We start from the raw sequence: 21,775 nt of genomic DNA on the forward strand, positions 1-21,775 counted from the left end.
CAGACATGGTCTGGGGCGAACTGAAAAATACCGCAGCGGAGCGTCGGCTGTTCCAGCGCCGGGCCATGGTGATGCTGGTGTTCGTCCTGGTGCTGATGACCGGGTTGCTGGCTCGGATGTACCAGTTGCAGATCGTTGAGCACGAAATTTACACCACGCTGTCTGACAAAAACCGGGTTCAGGTACAGTCGGTACCGCCTCCCCGAGGCCTGGTGTACGACCGGAATAACGTTCTGCTGGCGGAGAATCGCCCGGTATTCAGCCTGACGGTAGTGCCGGAGCGCGTTGGCGATATGGACGCAACACTGGCGCGCCTGAGCGACATTCTGAGTATTGCCGATGAAGATCTGGAACGGTTCGAGCGCCGACTGCGGGAGCCGCGGCGTCCGTTCCAGGCGATCCCCCTGAGTTACGATCTCGACGAAGCCGAAATTGCCCGCATGGCAGTGCACCGGCATCAGTTTCCGGGGGTGGAAGTTGAGGCCGAACTGGTTCGCTACTATCCCCATAGCGAGCTGACCGCCCATGCCCTGGGGTTTGTCGGCCGTATCAATCGCGACGAACTTCAGCGTATCGATCCGGTCAATTACGCGGGGACCAACTACATCGGCAAATCCGGGATTGAGCGTTTCTACGAGGAGGCGCTTCACGGTCAGGTGGGCTACCAGCATGTAGAAACCAACGCCCGTGGCCGGATCTTGCGGGTGCTTGAGCGAGTAAATCCTGTTCCGGGCGAAGACCTCCAGCTCCATCTTGATTTGCGGCTCCAGCGTCGGGCGCATGAGCTGATGGAGGGCAGGCGAGGTGCGATCATTGCTATCGAGCCCAAGACCGGCGGGATTCTGGCGCTTGCCAGTGTGCCCGGTTTTGATGCCAATAAGTTTGTGACCGGTATCAGCGTCAATGATTATCGCGAATTGAGTCAGAGTATCGATAAGCCATTGTTTAACAGGGCGCTCCGGGGCCAGTACCCCCCTGCGTCGACCATCAAGCCCATGATGGCTGTTGCAGCGCTGGACAGCGGAGCAACGGATAAAGACCGTAGAATCTGGGACCCGGGATACTTCCAGCTACGTGAGGGCGGGAGGCGCTTTCGGAACTGGAATCGCTCTGGCGATGGCTGGGTGGATCTGAAGTACTCCATGGCGAGATCCAATGATGTTTACTTTTACGCAGTGGGCGTTGATATGGGGGTGGATGTCATGTCTTCCTATCTGGCCCGGTTCGGCTTTGGTGAGGATGCCACCCTGGATGTGTCCGGTGCTTTGACCGGGTTGTTGCCGACCGCAGACTGGAAAAGGGCCGTGAGAAATGAACCCTGGTATCCCGGAGACTCAGTCAACATGAGCATTGGACAGGGTTTTTTGCTGGCAACGCCCATGCAACTGGCAACGGCTACAGCATTGATTGCCAATCGCGGAGCCTGGGTTGAACCCAGGTTGCTTAAGGATGTTCATGGCGACAGTCCAGTGGAGGAATTCCTCCCGGAGCAGACGCATGAGCAGCTTGAACTGAAGGATCCTGACGATTGGGAATATGTCGTCGATACCATGGAAGAAGTGATGCACGGTGCCAGGGGGACGGGGCGAAGCGCTGGTCGAGGCGCAAGCTACCGAATGGCTGGAAAAACGGGCACGGCCCAGGTATTCAGTCTTGGTCAGGATGAGGAGTACGACGAAGAGCAGATAAGGGAACGACTTCGGGACCACGCGCTGTTTGTCGGGTTTGCGCCAGCGGATGACCCCAAGATCGCAGTGGCGGTTATCGTTGAAAATGGTGGCAGTGGCAGCGGCGCCGCGGCTCCGGTTGCCCGGGCCTTGTTTGATGCCTGGCTGGAGGAGTTTCCGGCGGAGCAGGCGGAACCTGTAATCAGCGATTCCAGAGCGGCCGGGGGAGATAACTGATGGCCGGTAGCAAATTGTGGAGCACTCAGACTAGCAGCGATCTGGGGCGCAATCGCAGTATCTGGTCAGCGTTGCATCTGGACCCGATTCTCCTGGGGCTTCTGTTGTTGCTCGTCGGTGGCGGCCTTTTTGTGCTTTACAGTGGGGCTGACCGGAATATTGATGTGGTCAAGGCACAGGGTATTCGCCTGGGCGTTGCCTTTGTGGTGATGTTCGTATTCGCTCAGTTGGATCCGGCGGTCTTTCGCCGATGGGCGCCCTGGCTCTACGGCTTGGGGCTGATCGGGCTGGTCGCCGTGTTGCTGGTGGGTGTCGGTGCCAAAGGGGCGCAACGCTGGCTGGCGTTGCCTGGCCTGCCCCGGTTTCAGCCTTCCGAGTTCATGAAGCTGGTGGTACCGATGATGGCAGCCTGGTATCTGTCTCGCTATTACCTGCCACCGACCTTCCCCAGGGTGATGACGGGGCTGGTGATCGTTTTGCTGCCGATGTTCCTTATCATCCAGCAACCGGATCTCGGTACCTCTCTGCTGGTCGGCATGGCCGGCATTTTCGTGGTGTTTTTTGCCGGTATCAGCTGGAAGTTGATTGCCGCGTTCCTCGCCATGGTCTCGGTTTCTGCCCCCCTGATGTGGTTCTTCGTCATGCGGGAATACCAGAAGCAGCGGGTATTGACGCTGTTGGACCCCCAGAGCGATCCACTCGGAGCCGGCTGGAATATTATCCAGTCGAAAACCGCGATCGGTTCCGGCGGTATGGAGGGCAAGGGCTGGTTGCAGGGCACCCAGTCACACCTGGAGTTTTTGCCGGAAAGCCACACTGACTTTATTGTCGCGGTGCTGGCAGAGGAGTTCGGTTTTATCGGTATGTTGCTGCTGTTGACGGTGTACTTCCTGATTATCCTGCGTTGTCTCTATATTTCGGTTACCGCCCAGGACTCCTTCAGCCGGTTGGTGGCCGGAGCACTGACCATGACGTTCTTCATCTATATCTTTGTCAACATCGGAATGGTGAGCGGCCTGTTGCCAGTGGTCGGTGTGCCTTTGCCGTTGATCAGCTATGGCGGCACCTCAAGTGTCACTCTGATGGCGGCGTTCGGCGTGCTGATGTCGATTCACACCCATCGTCGGATGATCACCGCCTGAACCAGTAATGATGGCTGCCCGGTAATGGTGTATACACAAGGGAACCCGTTACAATGTTGCTGGTCAGTAATGGCGGTATCAATACACAGGTTTTGGGGTAGTGAACAGACATGGTCAAGGTCTCTGACAAACGGATTCCCGCACTGGCTTTAGCTGCCTTGCTGGCCGGCTGTGCCAGCAGTCCTGAAGTTGACCACTCGTCACGCTATACCATTAAGCAGGATCGGGCACCTTCGGGCAGCTTTGACGCCAGCGGCCTGGCCGATGCCACACCCCGATATGAGCAGCCACGGTCGGCTGGCAACAAGTCGCCCTATACGGTCTGGGGCAAGCGCTATCATGTGATGGACAGTAACGACGGCTACGTGCAGCGCGGCACCGCGAGCTGGTATGGCGAGAAATTTCACGGCCACAAGACCTCCAACGGTGAGGTGTTCGACATGTATGCCATGTCGGCGGCACACAAATCCCTTCGGATTCCGGGTTACGCGCGAGTGACCAATCTCGATAACGGCCGTTCGGTGATTGTCCGTGTGAACGATCGCGGCCCCTTCCACGGGGATCGGCTGATCGATCTGTCCTATGCCGCTGCCAAGAAGCTCGGCTATCAATCCCGTGGTACCGCCAGGGTCGAAGTGGCCGCTATTACGGTGCGTCCGGACGGCGCCATGTTTCTGGCTGGCAAGCCGTTTGATGCCGCTGGCCAGGCTCCGGTGGTTGCCTCGCCGGCTTCCGGATCAACAGACCTGGCTGCCGGTGAGGGGCTGTTTGTTCAGCTCGGCGCATTCAGTCAGCGGGATCCGGCTGAGGCCATGCGCGAGCGTCTGCTGGGAGTGCTGGATAATCCTGTGAGGGTCCGGGAGATCACCACTGATAATGGCCGGTTCCATCGGGTTCAGGTGGGGCCATTCAAGAGCGAGGGCGACGCGCGCTACGCTCAGAACCTTCTGGAATCAAGAGGGTTCCGGCAGTCTATTGTACTGACCGATTCGCACTGAACCGACTGAGTTCAGAACCAACATAAGACAAGCATCTGACGACGAATGAAACTATCCATGGCTTTCAAGACTGTAACTCGAACACTGTTTCTGGTTTTTTCCCTGTTGCTGATGAGCGGGCAGGCCTCGGCGCAGGCGGTACTGATCCCGTCTCCGCCGCAGATTGCCGGTAGCTCCTGGGTATTGATGGATCCGCTCAGTGGTCGTGTGATCATGGAGCACAATAGCAATGAGCGTTTGCCACCGGCGAGTCTGACCAAAATGATGACGGCCTATATTGTCGAGCGCGAGCTGGATGAAGGCCGTATCTCCATGTCGGATATGGTACCTATCAGTGTCAAGGCCTGGCGCACAGAGGGGTCCCGAACCTTCGTGCAGGAGGGCACCTCGGTGTCCGTTGAGGATCTGCTCAAGGGTGTGATTATCCAGTCTGGCAACGATGCGTCTGTGGCGTTGGCCGAGTTTGTGGCCGGCAGTGAAGGGGCTTTCGTGGACATCATGAACCAGCAGGCGCAACTGCTGGGCATGAAAGATACCCACTTCGAAAACGCCACCGGCCTGCCCTCCGCAGACCATTTCTCAACCGCCTACGATCTTGCGGTCCTGGCACGGCATATTATCCAGGACTACCCGGAAAACTACTCGCTGTATGCGCAGAAGCACTTCACCTACAACAATATTCGTCAGCCCAACCGAAACAGCCTGCTATGGCGGGATGATAGCGTTGATGGTTTGAAAACCGGGCACACGGAAGAGGCCGGTTATTGTCTGGTGGCATCGGCCAAGCGGGGTGAGACCCGGCTGATTGCTACGGTTATGGGAACCAGCAGCTCTGAGGCCCGGGCCCAGGAAGTGCAGAAAATGCTCAACTACGGCTTCCGCTACTTTGAAACCGAGCGGCTGTTCCGTGCCGGTCAGGAGCTGATGGCGTCCAGAGTGTGGGGCGGTCAGGCGGATGAGGTGTCGGTAGGCATGCCGGAGGATATCTATGTCACCATTCCCCGTGGCTCCCGCGAGCAACTGGAATCGGTGGTCGACCTTGATTCCGTGATAAAAGCGCCCATTAAGGTGGGAGATGAGCTGGGCCGCGTTCGTGTGGTTCTGGATGGTGAAACCCTGGTGGATGAGCCGGTGCTGGCACTTACCGAAGTGCCTGAAGGCGGTTTGTTCAAGCGCATCTGGGACGCCATCAAGCTGTTTTTTGTTCAACTGTTTAACTGAGGTTGAGGCGCTGTTTGCCTTAGCCGGGAGTAATGTGCGGCATGACTGAGCCGAAAGCACCAAAAATCGAGTTTCCCTGTGACTATGTCATCAAGGTGATTGGCAATGCCGCGCCCGATTTCACCGAATTTGTGGTGGAGGTCGTTGAGCAGCATGCCCCGGGACTGTCTGAAGCGGACATCTCGGTGAACGACAGCAGCAAAGGCCGGTTTTCTTCGGTTCAGCTGAAAATTGTGGCGACCGGTGAAGATCAGCTCAAAGCACTCTTTGAAGAGCTTAAGGCCAGTGGCCGCGTTCACATGGTGCTGTAACGGTGGCTGACCTCATCGTACGGTCACTGGGGCAACAGCCCTACATGGAAACCTGGGAAGCGATGAAATCGTTCACCGCCAACCGGGACGAGGCCACCGTGGATGAGCTCTGGTGCCTGGAGCATCCCAGGGTGTTTACCCAGGGGCAGGCGGGCAAAGCCGAGCATATCCTTCTGCCAGGAGACATTCCGGTAATTCAGGTGGATCGTGGTGGTCAGGTGACCTATCACGGCCCCGGGCAGCTGGTGATCTACCTGCTGATTGATCTGACCCGGCGTAAACTCGGGGTGCGTAACCTGGTCAGTGCCATTGAGCAGGCGATTGTCCGTACCCTGGCCCAAGGCGGCATCGAAGCAGCACCGCGGTCAGATGCGCCGGGTGTCTATGTGAATGGCGCCAAGATTGCGTCCTTGGGTTTGAGGGTCCGCCGGGGCTGCTCCTTCCATGGCCTGGCTTTGAATGTGAACATGGACATGGAACCCTTCTCCCGAATCAACCCTTGTGGCTACGCGGGTATGTCCATGTGCCAAGTCAGTGATTTTGAGGCCGGAGCCTCGGTCTATGACCTGGAACGCCGGCTGGTGAGCGAGCTGGTCGAAGGCCTGGGCCATTGTCAGGTGGAGCAACGTCAGGGCTGGTGAAGCGCCTCAGTAGCCTGACATACGCGATTTCTCCCCAGCGTCTTGGCCTGATACAGCGCCTCATCGGCCCGTTGCAGCAGGCGATCGATCGACTCCGACCCCTGTATACAGGCCACGCCGATGCTGATGGTGGCGGTCACTCGCTTGCCCGCGCAGTCAATGGCCTGGCTCGCCACGGCTGAACGGATTCGCTCTGCCGTAGCGGCGGCTTCGGTCAGGGCGGTTTCGGGGAGTAGTACCAGAAACTCTTCTCCGCCCCAGCGGGCGATGGTGTCCACCTTGCGGCTCTGGCCGGTCACGGTGCGGGCAACCAACACGATCATGTCGTCGCCCGCCTGGTGACCGTAGCAGTCGTTTACATTCTTGAACAGGTCGATATCCATCAGCAGAACCGAGAAGCTGCGACCGTTACGCAGGTAGCGCTGATACTCTGTTTCCAGTTGTTCCAAACCTTCGCGGCGATTGGCCAGGCTGGTGAGCGCGTCGTGCTTGGCGGCGTACTCGAATTCTGCGGCCAGCCGGATCAAGCCTAGCTTGCTCCGCCGCCGGCTCTGGTCGAGGATGTAGCAAGTGGCCATTTCGAAAGCCAGCACGATGATCATGGAAAGCCGGAAGCTGGTACTGTAGGGCGAGTCAAAAACCATATCCCCCAACGGACTGAACAGAAATAATACGGCCAGCCATCCGCCCACACAGGCCAGTATGCCGACTCTGGCTTCACTGATGTAGAAGATTATGGGGGGATAGGCGAACAGCCAGATGATGGCCGAGCCGTCTTCAACCGCCTGAATGGCCAGGTAGGTAAACAGAGCGATAATCAGGGTAATGAATGCCCGGCGCTGGAGGGTTTTGTGGCCCAGGCTCAGAAAGACGATCGCATTAATGGCCAGAAGGGCGGCGAAGGCCAGCAGCAGCCGTGAAGTTAACGGGTCCCCGTGGCCGGACGAGCGCCAGGCAAAAAACACAAGCAACGGCACTGCCGCACAGGTGAGGCCGTTGATCAGGGCCGGTACCGGTATTTCGCCTTTAACGCGAAACTGCGACAGCTCGGCGTCTGGCGTTCTTGAAGCGGGCTGATTCATGTGTGGGTGGTGTTGTTGTAGTTGATAAATATCACAGAAACCCTGTCAACCAATACTAGACCGCTTTGTGATCTGTGACTGTGTCAAAACGTAACCGATGTCACGAACTCTTTTAAATTGGTCGAAGTTTATACACATTGGCTCCAGGGGCAGTGCCGGCGCGACGACTGGGTTAGGTAGTCGCGCGCCCAGATCCGTATAATGGTCAGATGAATTGCAGGCATTCACATTTCCTGACATAAACAGGTCTTTCATGTCTTCCAGCCGACCCGGAAAATCCGTCTCCCGTATCAAGACCGGCAGCTTTGAGCGCAGGTTGTCGCTGACCAGAGCCGGACTGTTCGCCGGCACGCGCATGGCGTCCCATATGGCGACTAACTGGTTCAGCAACAAGGAAACCCGGGAGCAGCGGCATCGGGCAATGCTCTCCAGTCAGGCCCGGTTTCTGGTGGACGAACTTGGCCGGCTCAAGGGCAGTGTGGTCAAGATCGGGCAGGTCATGGCGCTGTACGGCGAGCATTTTCTCCCCGAAGAAGTCACTGAGGCGCTGCACACTCTGGAAGACCAGACCACCTCTCTGGAGTGGCCGGCCATCGAGCGGGTGCTCAAAGCCGAACTGGGGGAGAGCCGGCTTTCTGAACTCGATATTGACCCGGAGCCTATAGGAGCCGCCTCACTTGGCCAGGTTCATCGTGCGGTACGCCGTAGCGACGGGTTGGAGCTTGTGCTCAAAGTGCAATACCCCGGTGTTGCCGATGCCGTCGACAGTGATCTGAACGCTGTGGCTCATCTGCTCAAAGTGGCGCGGCTGGTCAGCTTCGGCCCTGAATTCAACGACTGGCTGGAAGAAGTCCGGGAAATGATGCACCGGGAGGTGGATTACCGGCTGGAGGCCCGTACCACCGAAAAGTTCCGCCAGATGCTAAGCCATGATCCACGCTTTGTGGTGCCAAGAGTGCTGGCAGAATTTTCAACGGATCATATTATTGCCTCGACCTATGAGCACGGCCATTCGGTCAGTTCAGTGGCGGTTCGTGAATTGCCACTGGAGCGACGCAGTGCCCTGGGCCAGGCAGCCCTGGAATTATTTTTCCGGGAACTATTTGAATGGGGTGAGATCCAGACCGACCCGAATTTCGGCAACTACCGGATACGTATTGCGGGCGAACAGGGTGGTGATTCGGAAACTGACCGGATTGTCCTGCTGGATTTTGGCGCCGTGCAGAGTTACTCGTCTGACTTTCTGAAGCCGGTCATCCAGATGATCAGGGCTTCCTATGAGGAAGATCTGGAGCAGGTTGTTGAGGGCGGAATCAAGCTCAGATTCATGAGCCGGGACTGGCCGGCGGAGGTGCTGGACAAGTTTGGCAAGGTCTGTATGTCAGTACTGGAACCCCTGGCGAAGGATCGCAGTCAGTGGCCGGATTATGCCGTCAACAGCCATGGCCAGTACCGCTGGAAACAGAGCGATTTGCCCTCGAGAGTGGCCAAGCAGGCCGCAAGGTCTGCCATCAGCCGCTATTTTCGTGTACCCCCCAAGGAATTCGTGTTCCTCAATCGAAAACTAATCGGGGTTTACACGTTCATTGCGGTGTTGCACTCCGAGTTCAACGGCGAGGACTTGTTGAGAAAATACCTCTATGGGAGCGGTGCTGCCTAGCCAGACGCGGTCAGCACCACCCAGATGACGAAGGCATAGCGCAGTCCCTTACCAATCCCCACCAGAACAATAAAATTCAGCCAGGGGACTCGCATAATGCCGCCCACCAGAGTCAGTGCATCGCCGCCAATGGGCAACCAGCCCAGCAGGAGCGACCACTGACCATATCGATTGAACCGGTTTCGTGCCTTGTGAAGTTGAAGTTCACTGACGGGAAACCAGCGTTTGTGCTTAAAGCGATCCACTTGCCGGCCGATAAGCCCATTAACCACTGACCCCAGAGTATTTCCCATGGTTGCCCAGAACCACAACCAGAACAGGGGATAATTCTGGCTGACCAGGGTGCCGAGCAGTATTTCCGAATACGCGGGCAGCAGCGTTGCCGCGGCAAAAGATGTCAGGAACAGGGTCAGGTAGGCCAAAAACGCCTCCATGCTCTAGGATGTTGGTTAAGCCTCACAGAAAAAGGTTTCGATGTACATGAAACAACTCTCTCTGCGCGTAAAACTCTACGCCCTGGTGATTGCACTGCTGCTAACCATGGGTGTGAGTATTGTTATCACCGCCCAGCTCTCCCTCGGTTCCATGGAGGAACGGCTGACCCGGGAAACCCGGGGCACGGTGCAACGTATTGTAATGGATCAGCTTAGCGCGACCGCAGGGAAATACGGTGAGCTGGTGACCGGAGTATTCGAAACCGCCTACCAGACGCCTGAAGTGGTTCGCAGCCTGATTACCCGCAATATAGAAGCGGACAGTTCCGGAAGGATAAGCCGGCGCGACCTTCAGGAAAACATTGGGGCTGTGCTCGAGGAACAGAAGCATCTGAGTTCGATTTACGCCCAGTTTGAGCCGGATGGTTACGACGGCCAGGACATTTACTTTACCGGCGGCGTGGAAGAACACAGCAGTGATGAGGGTACCCTTGAGATCTACTACTATCGGGACCCGGCCGGCAATGTGTTGTTCAGCAGAACCGAAGACCCTGCCACCAAATACCTGGACAACCGCAATGAGTTCGGGATCCGTGAAGCCGAATGGTACCTGTGTTCCCGCGATTCTCTGAAGCCCTGCCTGATGGAGCCCTATGAGTATGAGATTGAAGAGGGCTACTCCGAGCTGATGACCAGCCTGGTGGTGCCGGTGATCAGTGACGGCGAGTTTGCCGGGGTGGTCGGTTCCGACATCAACCTGTCGACACTGCAGTCGACCATTGCCCGCGTCAGCGAGGAACTCTTTGGCGGCCAGTCACGGGTCACATTGCTGAGCGAGAAAGGCCTGATTGCTGCTTCGAGTCATTATCAGGAGCATCTGGGCCGGCCACTGCGGGAAGCACTGCCGGATCTGGCTGGCGAATTTACGGCGTTGCACCGCAACGGAGGCAGCTTCGACAACGGTGAGATTCTCGCCGTGTCGTATCCCGTCAAGGTCGCGTTACCGGGCGCTGAATGGTCGCTGTTGATTGAATTGCCGCGCGATATCGCCCTGGCCAGTGTGAATGAAATAACGGCGTTGCTGTCAGACGAAGTAACCAGCACGGCCACCCGCCAAACCGTGGTGGGCATTGTGGTGGTCGTGCTTGCGATTGCCGTATTGGTGTTGCTGGTGCGTTCGGTTACCCGGCCGCTGGACGAAATCCGGAAGCGCATGCGCAATCTGGCCAGTGCCGAGGGCGATCTTACCCGTGAACTGGATATTGACACTCATGCCGAGCTGATTGACCTTGCTGGCGGCTTTAATGCCTTCCTGGCCCGCCTGAGGGAAATGATCAACGACCTCAAAGATGTGAATGCCCAGGTGCGGGGGCAGGCTTCGGATGTGGGCTCCATTGCACGGGATACCGATGAACAGACAGCCCGCCAGCATCAGGATATCGACAGTGTGGTGACCGCCATGAATGAAATGTCGGCGGCGGCGGGGGAAGTGGCCGGCTTTGCTGGCGAGGCAGCGGATAATGCCCGGGCGGCGCGGGATGGCATTAAATTTACCCAGGATACTCTGGGTACGGCGTTGCGGGGCGTGGATGCACTGGCCGGCGATATGGATCAGGCCAGCTCGGCTATTGGTCACGTGGCCCAGCGCAGTGAGGAAATTAACCGGATTCTGGAAGTAATCCGTGGCATTGCCGAGCAGACCAATCTGCTGGCACTGAATGCCGCTATCGAGGCTGCACGGGCCGGAGAGCAGGGGCGTGGCTTTGCGGTGGTAGCCGATGAAGTGCGCACGCTGGCGTCCCGAACCCGCGAATCCACGGACGAGATCAGTGGCATGATTGAGCGCCTGAAAGGCGACGTGGACGGTGCGGTAACGGTCATTGGAACCGGGGTGGAGCGAGCCACCAGCGCGGTAGAGGGAACCCGGGAAGCCAGTCACTCGCTGGCCACAGTGGTTGAGCGTATCGCCACGATTGTTGAACATGTCACCCAGGTGGCCACCGCCGCTGAGGAGCAGAGTTCGGTGAGCGAGGAAATTAACCGGAACCTGACCCACATCGGCGACGCAGCCAACGATCTGAGGGAGTTGGCGCAGCGGGTCCGTCAGAGTGGCGAAGCGCTCGATGGCCAGGTTCAGGTGCTGGATCGCGAACTGGGCCGCCTGAATACTTGAGGCTGGCCCTTCCTCGGGCGATATCGGTATCGTCAGCTACTATCACGATCATGGCGAGGATCAATTTTCAATTGGTGCTCGCCATGCCATTATTGCGACATTATAAATGCGCTGAGTGCCAACCACTCGCAACCCTTTGAGTCAGGAGGTATGTATGGAGCAGGTCACGATTTATGGCCGTTCAAGTTGTGGTTTTTGCGTTCGGGCAAGGGACCTGTGTGAATCCAGAAACATCCCCTACGTGTGGGTGGACATGATCGAAAAAGGCATGAGCAAACAGGACATTGCCGACCGTATCGGCCATCCGGTCTACACGGTGCCCCAGATTCTGGTGGGTTCCGAGTATGTGGGTGGTTTCGACGATTTCTCGGCGTATGTGCGCCGCCATGAGGCGCAAACGGCCAGTTAGGTCGCAGCCGTTTGTAGCGTAAAAAAAGCCCGGCAATTTTGGCCGGGCTTTTTTGTAGGGCTGCAGGGCAGGATCAGAGTTCGAACTCGGTCCTCAGTTTCTTCTCCACCAGCTGGTTCTTCAGCTTGGCAACCCTGGGCAGACCGTCGTCAAACGGCGGGAAGCTTTCGCCGGCGATCAGCGGCTGCAGGTAATCCCGGCAATCCTGAGTGATGCCAAAGCCGTTGTCTGTGATGTAATGGATCGGCATTTTCTTTTCCTGGTTGGCGACCTCGCTGAGGTTGGCCTCGCCGATTGACCAGCGATAAGGCTTGGCCTGATCCCGCACGATGGTGGGCATCAGAGCCTGTTTGCCTGCCAGGGCCATTTCCACCGCAGCCTTGCCAACCGCGTAAGCCTGCTCCACATCAGTGGCCGAGGCAATGTGCCTGGCTGCACGCTGCAGATAGTCTGCCACTGCCCAGTGGTATTTGTGGCCCAGGGCCTGTTTCACCATATTGGCCAGGGCCGGTGCAACACCACCAAGCTGGGTGTGGCCGAAGGCATCCTTGGCGCCGGCATCGGCAACGAAGCGGCCGTCTTCGTATTGGGCGCCTTCAGACGCCACCACCACGCAGTAACCGTAATCCCTCACGCACTGATCCACTCGTTCCAGGAATTTCTCCCGGTTGAAGGGAATTTCCGGGAACAGGATGACGTGAGGCGGCTCGCCTTCGCTCTGTCCGGCCAGTCCGCCAGCGGCAGCAATCCAGCCGGCGTGGCGACCCATCACTTCCAGAATGAAGACCTTGGTGGAGGTTTCACACATGGATTTGATATCCAGGCTGGCTTCGAGGGTGGATGTGGCAATGTACTTGGCCACGGAACCAAAGCCGGGACAGCAGTCGGTGAAGGGAAGGTCGTTGTCGACCGTTTTGGGCACGCCAATGCAGGTGATCGGGTAACCCATACGATCGGCCAGTTGGGAGACCTTATAGGCGGTATCCTGGGAATCGCCGCCGCCGTTGTAGAAGAAGTAACCGATGTCGTGGGCCCGGAACACTTCAATCAGGCGCTCGTATTCGCGCTGGTTCTCGGAAATGTTCTTGAGCTTGTAGCGGCAGGAACCAAAAGCCCCGCCGGGCGTGTGGATGAGGGCCTGGATGGCGTCGTCAGATTCCAGACTGGTATCAATCAGCTCTTCTTTCAAAGCACCGATGATGCCGTTGCGGCCGGCATAGACCTTGCCGATCTGGTCCGGATGTTTGCGTGCGGTCTGGATAACACCGCAAGCACTGGCATTGATAACGGCGGTGACCCCGCCAGACTGGGCATAAAATGCGTTCTTGATAGCCATCTCGGGCTGAAGCCTCCTGCTGGTTCAACGATGGCGCAGATGATACGCCAAACACCGCGGTTTTTCATGAGCATATGCCGGCTCTTGACCGCGCAGAAAGTATGGTAGAGGCTTGGCAGGTTTCAAACCGGAGGCACAACCTTAATGCATATACATATTCTGGGCATTTGCGGCACGTTCATGGGCAGTCTGGCGGTGATCGCCCGGGAGCTGGGGCATAAGGTGACCGGTTCGGACCAGGGCGTTTACCCTCCCATGAGTACTCAGCTGGAGGCCCAGGGCATTGCGTTGACAGAAGGTTACCGGCCCGAGAACCTGGAGCCGAAACCGGATCTGGTGCTGATCGGAAATGCCATGTCCCGGGGTAACCCGGAAGTGGAAGCAGTGCTCAACCGGCGCATTGATTATATGTCTGGCCCTGAATGGCTTGCCCGGGAGGTCCTGCGCCACCGTTGGGTGATGGCCGTAGCCGGTACCCATGGCAAAACCACCACAACGGCCATGTTGCTGTGGATTCTCGACCAGGCCGGCTTTGATGCCGGTTACCTGATAGGCGGTGTGCCCCAGGACTTTCCGGTGTCTGCCCGGCTGGGCAGCAGTGATTTCTTTGTGATCGAGGCGGATGAGTACGACAGCGCGTTCTTTGACAAGCGCTCCAAGTTCATCCACTACCGCCCGAATACCCTGATTCTGAATAACCTGGAATTCGACCACGCCGACATTTTCGAAAACGTGGAAGCCATCGAGCGTCAGTTCCACCACCTTGTGCGTACCGTACCGTCTCAGGGCCTGATCATTCGACCCGCTCTGGACAGCCACCTGGATAATGCCCTGGAGATGGGGTGCTGGAGCCCGGTGCAGGATACGGCTATCGGCAGCGAGATCAGCCGCACGGCGGACTGGCGGGCTGAGCTTCTGGTTGAGGATGGCAGCCGCTTCATGGTTATCCACCATGAGCAGCCGGTTGCGACGCTGAAATGGGGGCTGACCGGCTTGCACAATGTGCGTAATGCCCTGTCGGCGATTGCCGCTGCCCGTCATGTGGGCGTTACGCCTGACCATGCGGTGGCGGCGTTGTGCCGGTTCTCTGGAGTGAAGCGCAGAATGGAGCTGGTGGGCGAAATCGGCGGTGTGCGCGTATACGACGACTTTGCCCATCATCCAACCGCGATTGCGTCTACCCTGGAGGGATTGCGCAATCGGGTGGGGGATGAGCCAATCCTGGCCATTATCGAACCCCGCTCCAATACCATGAAGCAGGGTGTGCACAAGCAGACGCTGATCCCGAGTGCCGCACTGGCGGATCGGGTGCTTTGGGGTAATCTCAGTGATATGGACTGGTTGCCGGAACTGGTGGGGAACTGGCAGGCGGAACATGGTGAGCTGGATCATCACAGGGTGGAGGCGTCGGTGGAGGAGCTGATTGAGAAGGCCCTGGAGGGACTGCCAGAGACCTGTCATATCGTAATCATGAGTAATGGCGGTTTTGGCGGCATTCATCGGAAACTGGTGGCGGAACTGGAGAAGCGTCGTGGCTGAACAATCACCGGTTGTTAATCTGGCGTTTACCGGCGCGTCGGGAGCCCAGTACGGGCTTCGTCTGTTGCAGTGCCTGGTAGCCAACGGTTGCCGTGTGAACGTGATGATCAGTAAGGCGGCCCAAGTGGTGATCGCGACTGAAACCGATTTTCGGCTGCCGGGTTCTACGCCTGCCATGGCAGAGGCCTTGTCGGACTTCGCCGGTGCGCAGCCCGGTCAGGTGCAGGTCTTTGGCCGGGAGGAGTGGTTTTCTCCACCGGCTTCCGGTTCCGGCGAGAAGGCGCCGCTGGTGATATGCCCCTGCAGCACTGGTACGCTCTCGGCCCTGGCGACCGGGGCCAGCAATAACCTGATCGAGCGCGCCGGCGATGTGGCCCTGAAGGAGCGCCGCAAGCTGATTCTGGTGTTACGGGAGACGCCCTATTCTGAGGTGCACCTGGAAAACATGCTCAGGCTTACCCGCATGGGTGCGGTGATGATGCCGGCGAGCCCTGGGTTCTATCACAACCCGCAGTCGGTGGATGATCTGGTCGATTTCATGGTTGCCCGGATTCTCGACCACCTGGATTTTCCGCAGACTCTGGTACCCCGCTGGGGCGAGAAGAAAGCCGACTGACCCGTTCCGGGGCGATGGTTTTGGCCAAAGCGATTGATGGTTTTCACCATTGAGCGAAACCCCGCCCCGCCACAGACTTGCTGAACACAACGATAAACCAACCCGTTCACCGAGGTTCAGCAATGATTCCACGTACTCTGTTCGATGCCGATCTTGAAGGCTTCCGGGACTCCGTTCGCAAATTCCTGGAACAGGAAGCCGCTCCGTATCACGACCAATGGGAAAAGGATGGCCAGGTCAGCCGGGAGCTCTGGAAAAAAGCGGGCGAGCTGGGGTTCCTATGCCCCATGCTGCCGGAAGAGTACGGCGGTGTGGGGGCCGATTTCCGTTACTCGGCGGTGATCATGGAAGAAATCTCCCGGGCCGGATTGTCCGGCATTGGCTGGGGGCTGCACTCCGATATCGTGGCGCCCTATATCCTGAACTACGGCTCGGAAGAGCAGAAGCAGAAGTATCTTCCCAAAATGGCATCAGGTGAAATGATCACGGCCATCGCCATGACCGAGCCTGGGGCAGGTTCCGATCTTCAGGGCGTGAAAACCACGGCCATCCGCCAGGGTGACCATTACATTCTGAATGGCTCAAAAACCTTTATCACCAACGGTCAGCTAGCGGATCTGGTGATTGTTGTTGCCAAGACTGACCCCAAAGAAGGTGCCAAGGGCACCAGCTTGTTGCTGGTCGAAACCGCCTGGGAGGGCTTTGAAAAGGGCCAGAATCTGAACAAGGTGGGCATGAAGGCCCAGGATACCTCTGAGTTGTTCTTCCAGGACGTAAAAGTTCCGGCAGATAATCTGTTGGGCAGCATGGAAGGACAGGGCTTCTTCCAGTTGATGCAGGAGTTGCCGGCAGAGCGGCTTCAGGTGGCTCTGACCGCCGTCGCTGCCGCCGAGGCCGCCTGGCAGTGGACCCTGGATTACGTGAAAGAACGCAAAGCCTTCGGTAAACCGGTCATCGCGTTCCAGAACACTCGTTTCAAGCTGGCCGAGCTGAAAGCCGAAATCACGGCAGCCCGTGTCTTTACAGACCGCTGCCTGGAGCTGCACCTCGACAAGAAGCTGGATATCCCGACGGCGGCCATGCTCAAGCAGCACACCACCGACCTTCAATGCAAGGTGATGGACGAATGCGTTCAGCTGCACGGTGGCTATGGCTACATGTGGGAGTACCCGATTGCACGGGCGTGGGCCGATTCTCGCGTGCAGCGGATCTACGCCGGTACCAACGAAATCATGAAAGAAATCGTGGCGCGGTCGTTCTGACGAATTGCCCCGATTTGCAGGCCCCGGCACATTCCGGGGCCTGCTCGTTACCAAACTTTACAATTTGCCAAGCCTGTCAAGGTCTCCCGGCGGCACATCTCCTAAAGTAGCGGCACAACCTCTAACAAGGATAAATGGTTGCCGCGATGAAACGTCTGATCAGTGTTACCGTTCCTCTGCTGTCACTTGTGATCGCCGGCTGTGGCGATGAATCCGATGACCTGCCGGTTGATGGCCGGGAGTTCGATGGTGTTACCTACAGTGAGCGAGCGCCCTACCAGGGGCGGGTAATCGATGGTTACCTCAACAATGCCCGGGTCTGGCTGGATCTTGACGACAATGGTCAGTACACCGCAGGGCCGGTGGAGATTGAGCTGGACAGCGGTAATACCCACATACTCGAAGACGGCGAGCCAACCGTGATGAGCGGTCCCGGCGGGCGGTTTTCCATGGACGTTTCCGCACTGGATGTTCCGCCATCGATCGGCGCAAACCTGGACCCCAGGGATTATCCGCTTTATGCCCTCGCGATTCCCGGCCAGACCCTGGAGGAGCGTAGCTACGGCGATGAGGCGGTCAGCCGGGCGTTTTTGATGTCAGCCAGCCCCGGCGTAACCAATATTACCCCCCTGACTACGCTGGCCCGTTTCCGGAGCCTGGCCGGCCAGTGGAATGCTGAAAATCCGATTCCGGATAACCGGTTCGCTGATCTGGACGGTATCAACCTGTGGAAGGACTATATTCTTGCCAATGATGACCGGGCTCACGCCTATGCCCGGGCGTTGGCGCGGTTCATGGCCAGCCAGATTCCTGATGGCTACAACGATTACCTGGCAGGGAATGGCAGTGACGGCAGCGAAGCCAGCCTGTTACCGCCTGACGGGGTGTACCTGCTTGGTTATTCGGTGGTGCAGAACGTTGATGAGGTTATTGCCATTGTCGATGCTGCTGCGTCCGGTGGCAACTACGGCAATGTGGATACCGATACGCTGGTACTGCCGGATGTTGATGTGGAAGTAAGCAATCCCAGGCTTCTGGTGAGTCAGCGGATTTCGGCACGGCCAACCCGATCAGACGTACTGCCTACCAGTACCTCTGATCTCGGTGCCTCGGCTGAGCTGTCTTTTGAATACAGTGAAGGTGGCAGGCTGCTGGCCGTATCCAGTCGGGGCTGCATGGGGATTTCATTGCCAGAGATGGCCCGCCTGTTTCAGGCCGATGGCTATATGACCAATCTGAAGACTCAGTGGCTGCCATCTTCCTCCCTTTCGCCCCAAAGTGCCGTCTGGTACGACGAGGAGGGCGTGCACGAGCGTCTGGAGTTTGCGTGGGAGAATGGCACGGCCAGTCTCGATACCGTCACTACGTGTCACGAGCAGACGCTCGGGGTAACGCCAAGGGGAACCGAACTGGATGGTATCAGTGACATCAGCTGGGTTTGGGATGAGCAGACCGGGACTCTGCTGGAATCCGTGCCCGGCAGAGCTGATGATCGCGTGCTGACATTAGAGGAGGCCAATTCGCCAGCGGACATTCTGGATGGCGAGCAGTCGCCACGGGATCTGGTCAGTGGGTATCGGCTGACCGCGGGCGGTGGCCTGGAAGCAGCCGTTGAGTTTGCAGGTGGTGGAGCCTCCTGCGCGCCCCAGGGTGTTGCGCCTAACGATACCGAGCGCAACGGCCAGTATGCGACCCGGCTGTTTCCCTTCTCATTTACCAGTGACGTTGCCGCTTCCGATCTTTTCGGGGCTGGTGCCTATGAATACGATATTGATGAGCGTAATGGCGTCTCTTTTGCCCGCTTGCTCCGGTTCCCGTTCCTGGATCGGGCGACCGCAAATAGGCCAGAAGTGGATTCTGCGAACGGGGCGTTCCAGTGGCAGCTGTTTTACGACGCACTGAACAGCGAAGAGCTGGATATGCAGCGTCCAAACCTGCTCAAGACGGCGTATCTGGTCGATTTCGTCGCCACATCCGATTGCGGTGACGGTCCTCTCGACCGGCCGGGCCGGGCGTATTCCACAGTGGAGTACGAGTACCAGAGCCTCTCGGACTATCTGTTGGACAGGCTGTCGGAGTAAGGCGGTTTGCGGAAAGGGCGATGGATGTTCTGTCTGTCGTCCTTCCAGACAGCACAAAATGCTCGGCGTAAATACGGCGAGTTCGACGTCAGATGCTGCTGATTTTTCGGGATTTTTAATTTCTTAGGCCATTTTCTGGGGAAGAAAATGGTGCCGAGGAGAGGACTTGAACCTCCACGGGGTTGCCCCCACTAGCACCTGAAGCTAGCGTGTCTACCAATTTCACCACCTCGGCAGGTGATTTGCAGATTCGCGTATAGTTTATTGAAAACCTAGCGTTTCTGCCAGTGGTGAGGAGTTGCCCCTCAACCGATGGCGCGTACTTTAATGATTCGTTCAGGTGCTGTCAAACATTTTTTTCAAAAAAGTTTCGGCGGCAGAGTCTGACGATTTCAGGGTATTTGTGCCTATATTGGCGCCCTTGTTAGGCAGCATTCCCATCCCAACGTTATACTGCATCAAACATGAATGATGCCGCACGGTTTGCGGTGAGACAGAAAGGATCCGAATGGTTTCCAGGAAGAACAAACAAAGTGACCCTCATGCCCAGCGTGAGGCCCAGAAATATGACAACCCCATCCAGAGTCGGGAGTACATTCTCCAACATCTGAAAGAGCGGGGCGCGCCGGCCACGCACGAGACCCTGTGTCAGGAGCTCGGGCAGACGTCTGCGGAAGGAATTGAAGCGTTGCGCCGTCGTCTGATTGCGATGTGCCGTGATGGACAGTTGATCTGTAACCGCCGTGATGCGTTCCTGCCGATCGAGGAAGCGGATCTGGTCACCGGGCGTGTGGTTGGACATCGTGATGGTTTCGGGTTTCTGATCCCCGATGACGGTGGCTCCGACCTGTTTCTGACTGCCCGGCAGATGCGCCAGGTATTCCACGGTGACCGGGTAGCCGCCCGGGTGGATCAGGTGGATGATCGCGGGCGCCGGGAAGGCAAGATTGTAGAAGTGCTGGAGCATCGCACCTCCCAGATCGTCGGTCGCTTTTTTAAAGAAAGCGGCATCGCCTTCGTAGTGCCAGAGAACGCCAGAATCAATCACGAGATACTGGTTCCGGATGAGCAGGCTGGTAAGGCGGTTCACGGCCAGTATGTTGTGGTGGAAATCATTCGTCAGCCGACGATTCGAACCCAGCCCACCGGCCAGGTTATCGAGATTCTGGGCGAGCACATGGCGCCGGGAATGGAAATCGATGTGGCCATTCGTTCCTACGAAATCCCGCATAGCTGGCCGCCCGCGGTCGGTGAGCAGGCCGCCTCGATTCCCGCGGAAGTGGCAGAGAAAGACAAGGCAAACCGGGTGGATATCCGCAACATGCGCCTGGTGACCATCGACGACGAGAGCGCTCGTGACTTCGATGATGCCATTTACTGCGAGCCTCGTCCCCGTGGTGGCTATCGGTTGGTGGTGGCCATCGCTGATGTCTCCCATTATGTCCGCCCGGGGTCGCCACTGGATGAAGAGGCCATTCAGCGCGGTAACTCGGTGTATTTTCCGGACCACGTGGTGCCCATGCTGCCGGAGAAGCTCTCCAATGGCCTGTGTTCCCTGAACCCGGATGTCGACCGTCTGTGCATGGTGGCCGACATGACCATCAGTGCCGCCGGTAACATCAGCGGCTACACCTTCTATCAGGCCGTAATGCGCAGCCATGCCCGGCTGACCTACAACAAGGTCAGTGCCATGCTGGAGCATCCGGATACGGAGCAGGGCTACAAACTCAGCGCCCACTATGCGGATCTGCTGCCACATCTGCACAACCTGTATGACCTCTACAAGTTGTTGCGAAAGGCTCGCACCGAGCGTGGGGCCATTGATTTCGAGACCACGGAAACCAAGATTGTTTTCGATGCCCAGCGCAAGATTGAGGAAATTGTTCCGGTGCACCGGAACGATGCCCACAAGATTGTCGAAGAGTGCATGCTGTGCGCCAATGTGGCGACGGCCCGCTTCCTCAAGAAGCACAAGATTCCGGCGCTTTACCGGGTGCACGACGGGCCTTCGGAAGAGCGTCTGAGCAATCTGCGCCTGTTCCTGGGTGAGCTGGGATTGCAGCTGGGCGGCGGCGACAAGCCGTCATCGGCAGATTACCAGGCCTTGCTGGGTCAGGTGGCCGACCGCCCGGATGCCAATGTCATCCAGATGGTGATGCTGCGCTCTCTGAGCCAGGCGGTGTACAGTCCTGAGGAAGCCGGGCATTTTGGTCTTGGCTTCGCCAGTTATACCCACTTCACGTCGCCAATTCGACGTTACCCGGACCTGATTGTGCATCGGGCCATCAAGTCCCGGATCCATAATCCCGAGGCAACCAAAGATCTGGTGTCCCCGAAGGTGCACGATCCCGAATTGGCTGAGTATCCCTACGATTATGCCCGTATGGAGCAGTTGGGTGAGCATTGCTCCATGACCGAACGCCGGGCCGACGATGCCACACGGGATGTCATGGCCTGGCTCAAGTGCGAGTTCCTGCGCGATCACGTGGGCGAGGAGTACGATGGCATTATCGGCGCGGTGGTGCCGTTTGGCTTCTTTGTTGAGTTGTCCGATATCTACATCGAAGGTCTGGTACACGTCTCCACGCTCAGTGGTGACTACTTCCATCACGATGCCGTCAAGCATCGTCTGATTGGTGAGCGCACGGCGGTCAGCTTCCGTCTGGGTGACGAAGTGCGTGTCCGCGTGGTGCGTGTCGATCTGGAAGACCGAAAAATCGATCTTGAGCTGGTAAGCACCCCCAGGCGCCGGAAGGCAGACCGCGATGCGCTGGAAGTGTCCAAGCGCGAGCCGCGGGGCAAGGGCAAGGGTGGTCGCTCCGGTAAAGGGCAAAAATCCGGTAAGCCGGCCAGCGCCAAGGAAAAGCTGGCCGCAGAGGCTGCCCGGGAGGCCCGGTCCAAATCGGCCAAAGGTAAACCGTCAGGCTCGGGCCGTAAGCGCAAGAGTCGCAAATAACATGTTACGC

Annotated in this window: 17 protein-coding genes and 1 tRNA gene; 14 read left to right on the forward strand and 4 right to left on the reverse strand. The window is 57.8% G+C overall.

The window, feature by feature from the left end; genetic code table 11:
* Positions 1-5: 5 nt before the first annotated feature.
* The 6 genes from mrdA (at position 6) to lipB (ending at position 6,217) form a co-directional block, all read left to right on the forward strand.
* The gene (gene mrdA / locus MARHY_RS03995) at positions 6-1,904 is read left to right on the forward strand and encodes a penicillin-binding protein 2 (protein WP_014420664.1); all 1,899 of its coding nucleotides are present in this window, start codon (positions 6-8) and stop codon (positions 1,902-1,904) included.
* Positions 1,904-3,046, forward strand: coding sequence for a rod shape-determining protein RodA (rodA, locus tag MARHY_RS04000; protein WP_014420665.1), 1,143 nt, complete (start codon positions 1,904-1,906; stop codon positions 3,044-3,046). The genes mrdA and rodA overlap by 1 nt, the downstream gene beginning before the upstream one ends.
* Positions 3,047-3,156: 110 nt before the next feature.
* A complete protein-coding gene (locus tag MARHY_RS04005) occupies positions 3,157-4,044 on the forward strand; it encodes a septal ring lytic transglycosylase RlpA family protein (protein ID WP_014420666.1) in 888 nt (295 codons plus the stop codon).
* Positions 4,045-4,101: 57 nt separating this feature from the next.
* Positions 4,102-5,265, forward strand: a complete 1,164-nt coding sequence (locus MARHY_RS04010) for a D-alanyl-D-alanine carboxypeptidase family protein (RefSeq protein WP_014420667.1) — start codon at positions 4,102-4,104, stop codon at positions 5,263-5,265.
* 32 nt (positions 5,266-5,297) lie between these two features.
* Positions 5,298-5,576 carry an HP0495 family protein gene (locus MARHY_RS04015; RefSeq protein ID WP_370228928.1) on the forward strand — a complete coding sequence of 93 codons (279 nt, stop codon included), beginning with the start codon at positions 5,298-5,300 and terminating at the stop codon, positions 5,574-5,576.
* Between the two features lie 2 nt (positions 5,577-5,578).
* Positions 5,579-6,217 carry a lipoyl(octanoyl) transferase LipB gene (gene lipB, locus MARHY_RS04020; RefSeq protein WP_014420669.1) on the forward strand — a complete coding sequence of 213 codons (639 nt, stop codon included), beginning with the start codon at positions 5,579-5,581 and terminating at the stop codon, positions 6,215-6,217.
* Here lipB and MARHY_RS04025 read toward each other — a convergent pair.
* A complete protein-coding gene (locus MARHY_RS04025) occupies positions 6,205-7,299 on the reverse strand; it encodes a GGDEF domain-containing protein (protein WP_014420670.1) in 1,095 nt (364 codons plus the stop codon). The genes lipB and MARHY_RS04025 overlap by 13 nt on opposite strands.
* A 253-nt stretch (positions 7,300-7,552) precedes the next feature.
* Between MARHY_RS04025 and MARHY_RS04030 the strand changes: the two genes are divergently transcribed.
* Positions 7,553-8,959: an ABC1 kinase family protein gene (locus MARHY_RS04030; RefSeq protein WP_014420672.1), complete on the forward strand. Its 1,407-nt coding sequence runs from the start codon at positions 7,553-7,555 to the stop codon at positions 8,957-8,959.
* Here MARHY_RS04030 and MARHY_RS04035 read toward each other — a convergent pair.
* Complete coding sequence (locus tag MARHY_RS04035; protein WP_014420673.1) at positions 8,956-9,381, reverse strand: YqaA family protein; 426 nt, start codon at positions 9,379-9,381, stop codon at positions 8,956-8,958. The two genes, MARHY_RS04030 and MARHY_RS04035, sit on opposite strands and share 4 nt — an antisense overlap.
* A gap of 58 nt (positions 9,382-9,439) precedes the next feature.
* Between MARHY_RS04035 and MARHY_RS04040 the strand changes: the two genes are divergently transcribed.
* A complete protein-coding gene (locus MARHY_RS04040; RefSeq protein ID WP_041655402.1) occupies positions 9,440-11,566 on the forward strand; it encodes a methyl-accepting chemotaxis protein in 2,127 nt (708 codons plus the stop codon).
* A gap of 154 nt (positions 11,567-11,720) precedes the next feature.
* Positions 11,721-11,975, forward strand: coding sequence for a GrxA family glutaredoxin (locus MARHY_RS04045; protein WP_011785863.1), 255 nt, complete (start codon positions 11,721-11,723; stop codon positions 11,973-11,975).
* A gap of 73 nt (positions 11,976-12,048) precedes the next feature.
* Here the strand turns inward: MARHY_RS04045 and MARHY_RS04050 are convergent, their stop codons facing one another.
* Positions 12,049-13,311 (reverse strand): 6-phosphofructokinase, encoded by a 1,263-nt coding sequence (locus MARHY_RS04050; protein WP_011785862.1) that lies wholly within the window; start codon positions 13,309-13,311, stop codon positions 12,049-12,051.
* A gap of 144 nt (positions 13,312-13,455) precedes the next feature.
* Between MARHY_RS04050 and mpl the strand changes: the two genes are divergently transcribed.
* From mpl to MARHY_RS04070, 4 genes are all read left to right on the forward strand, one after another.
* Positions 13,456-14,850, forward strand: a complete 1,395-nt coding sequence (mpl, locus tag MARHY_RS04055; protein ID WP_014420675.1) for a UDP-N-acetylmuramate:L-alanyl-gamma-D-glutamyl-meso-diaminopimelate ligase — start codon at positions 13,456-13,458, stop codon at positions 14,848-14,850.
* Positions 14,843-15,466 (forward strand): flavin prenyltransferase UbiX, encoded by a 624-nt coding sequence (locus tag MARHY_RS04060; RefSeq protein ID WP_014420676.1) that lies wholly within the window; start codon positions 14,843-14,845, stop codon positions 15,464-15,466. The genes mpl and MARHY_RS04060 overlap by 8 nt, the downstream gene beginning before the upstream one ends.
* Before the next feature lie 122 nt (positions 15,467-15,588).
* Positions 15,589-16,728 carry an acyl-CoA dehydrogenase family protein gene (locus MARHY_RS04065; RefSeq protein ID WP_014420677.1) on the forward strand — a complete coding sequence of 380 codons (1,140 nt, stop codon included), beginning with the start codon at positions 15,589-15,591 and terminating at the stop codon, positions 16,726-16,728.
* A gap of 146 nt (positions 16,729-16,874) precedes the next feature.
* Complete coding sequence (locus MARHY_RS04070) at positions 16,875-18,809, forward strand: hypothetical protein (protein WP_041655405.1); 1,935 nt, start codon at positions 16,875-16,877, stop codon at positions 18,807-18,809.
* A 148-nt stretch (positions 18,810-18,957) separates the two neighbouring features.
* On the opposite strand, the gene MARHY_RS04075 is transcribed toward MARHY_RS04070, so the two are convergent.
* Positions 18,958-19,044 (reverse strand) — tRNA-Leu (locus tag MARHY_RS04075).
* A 273-nt stretch (positions 19,045-19,317) separates the two neighbouring features.
* Here MARHY_RS04075 and rnr point away from each other — a divergent pair.
* Complete coding sequence (gene rnr, locus MARHY_RS04080; RefSeq protein ID WP_014420680.1) at positions 19,318-21,765, forward strand: ribonuclease R; 2,448 nt, start codon at positions 19,318-19,320, stop codon at positions 21,763-21,765.
* Positions 21,766-21,775: the final 10 nt, after the last annotated feature.

Source organism: Marinobacter nauticus ATCC 49840 (assembly GCF_000284615.1).
GTDB lineage: Bacteria > Pseudomonadota > Gammaproteobacteria > Pseudomonadales > Oleiphilaceae > Marinobacter > Marinobacter nauticus.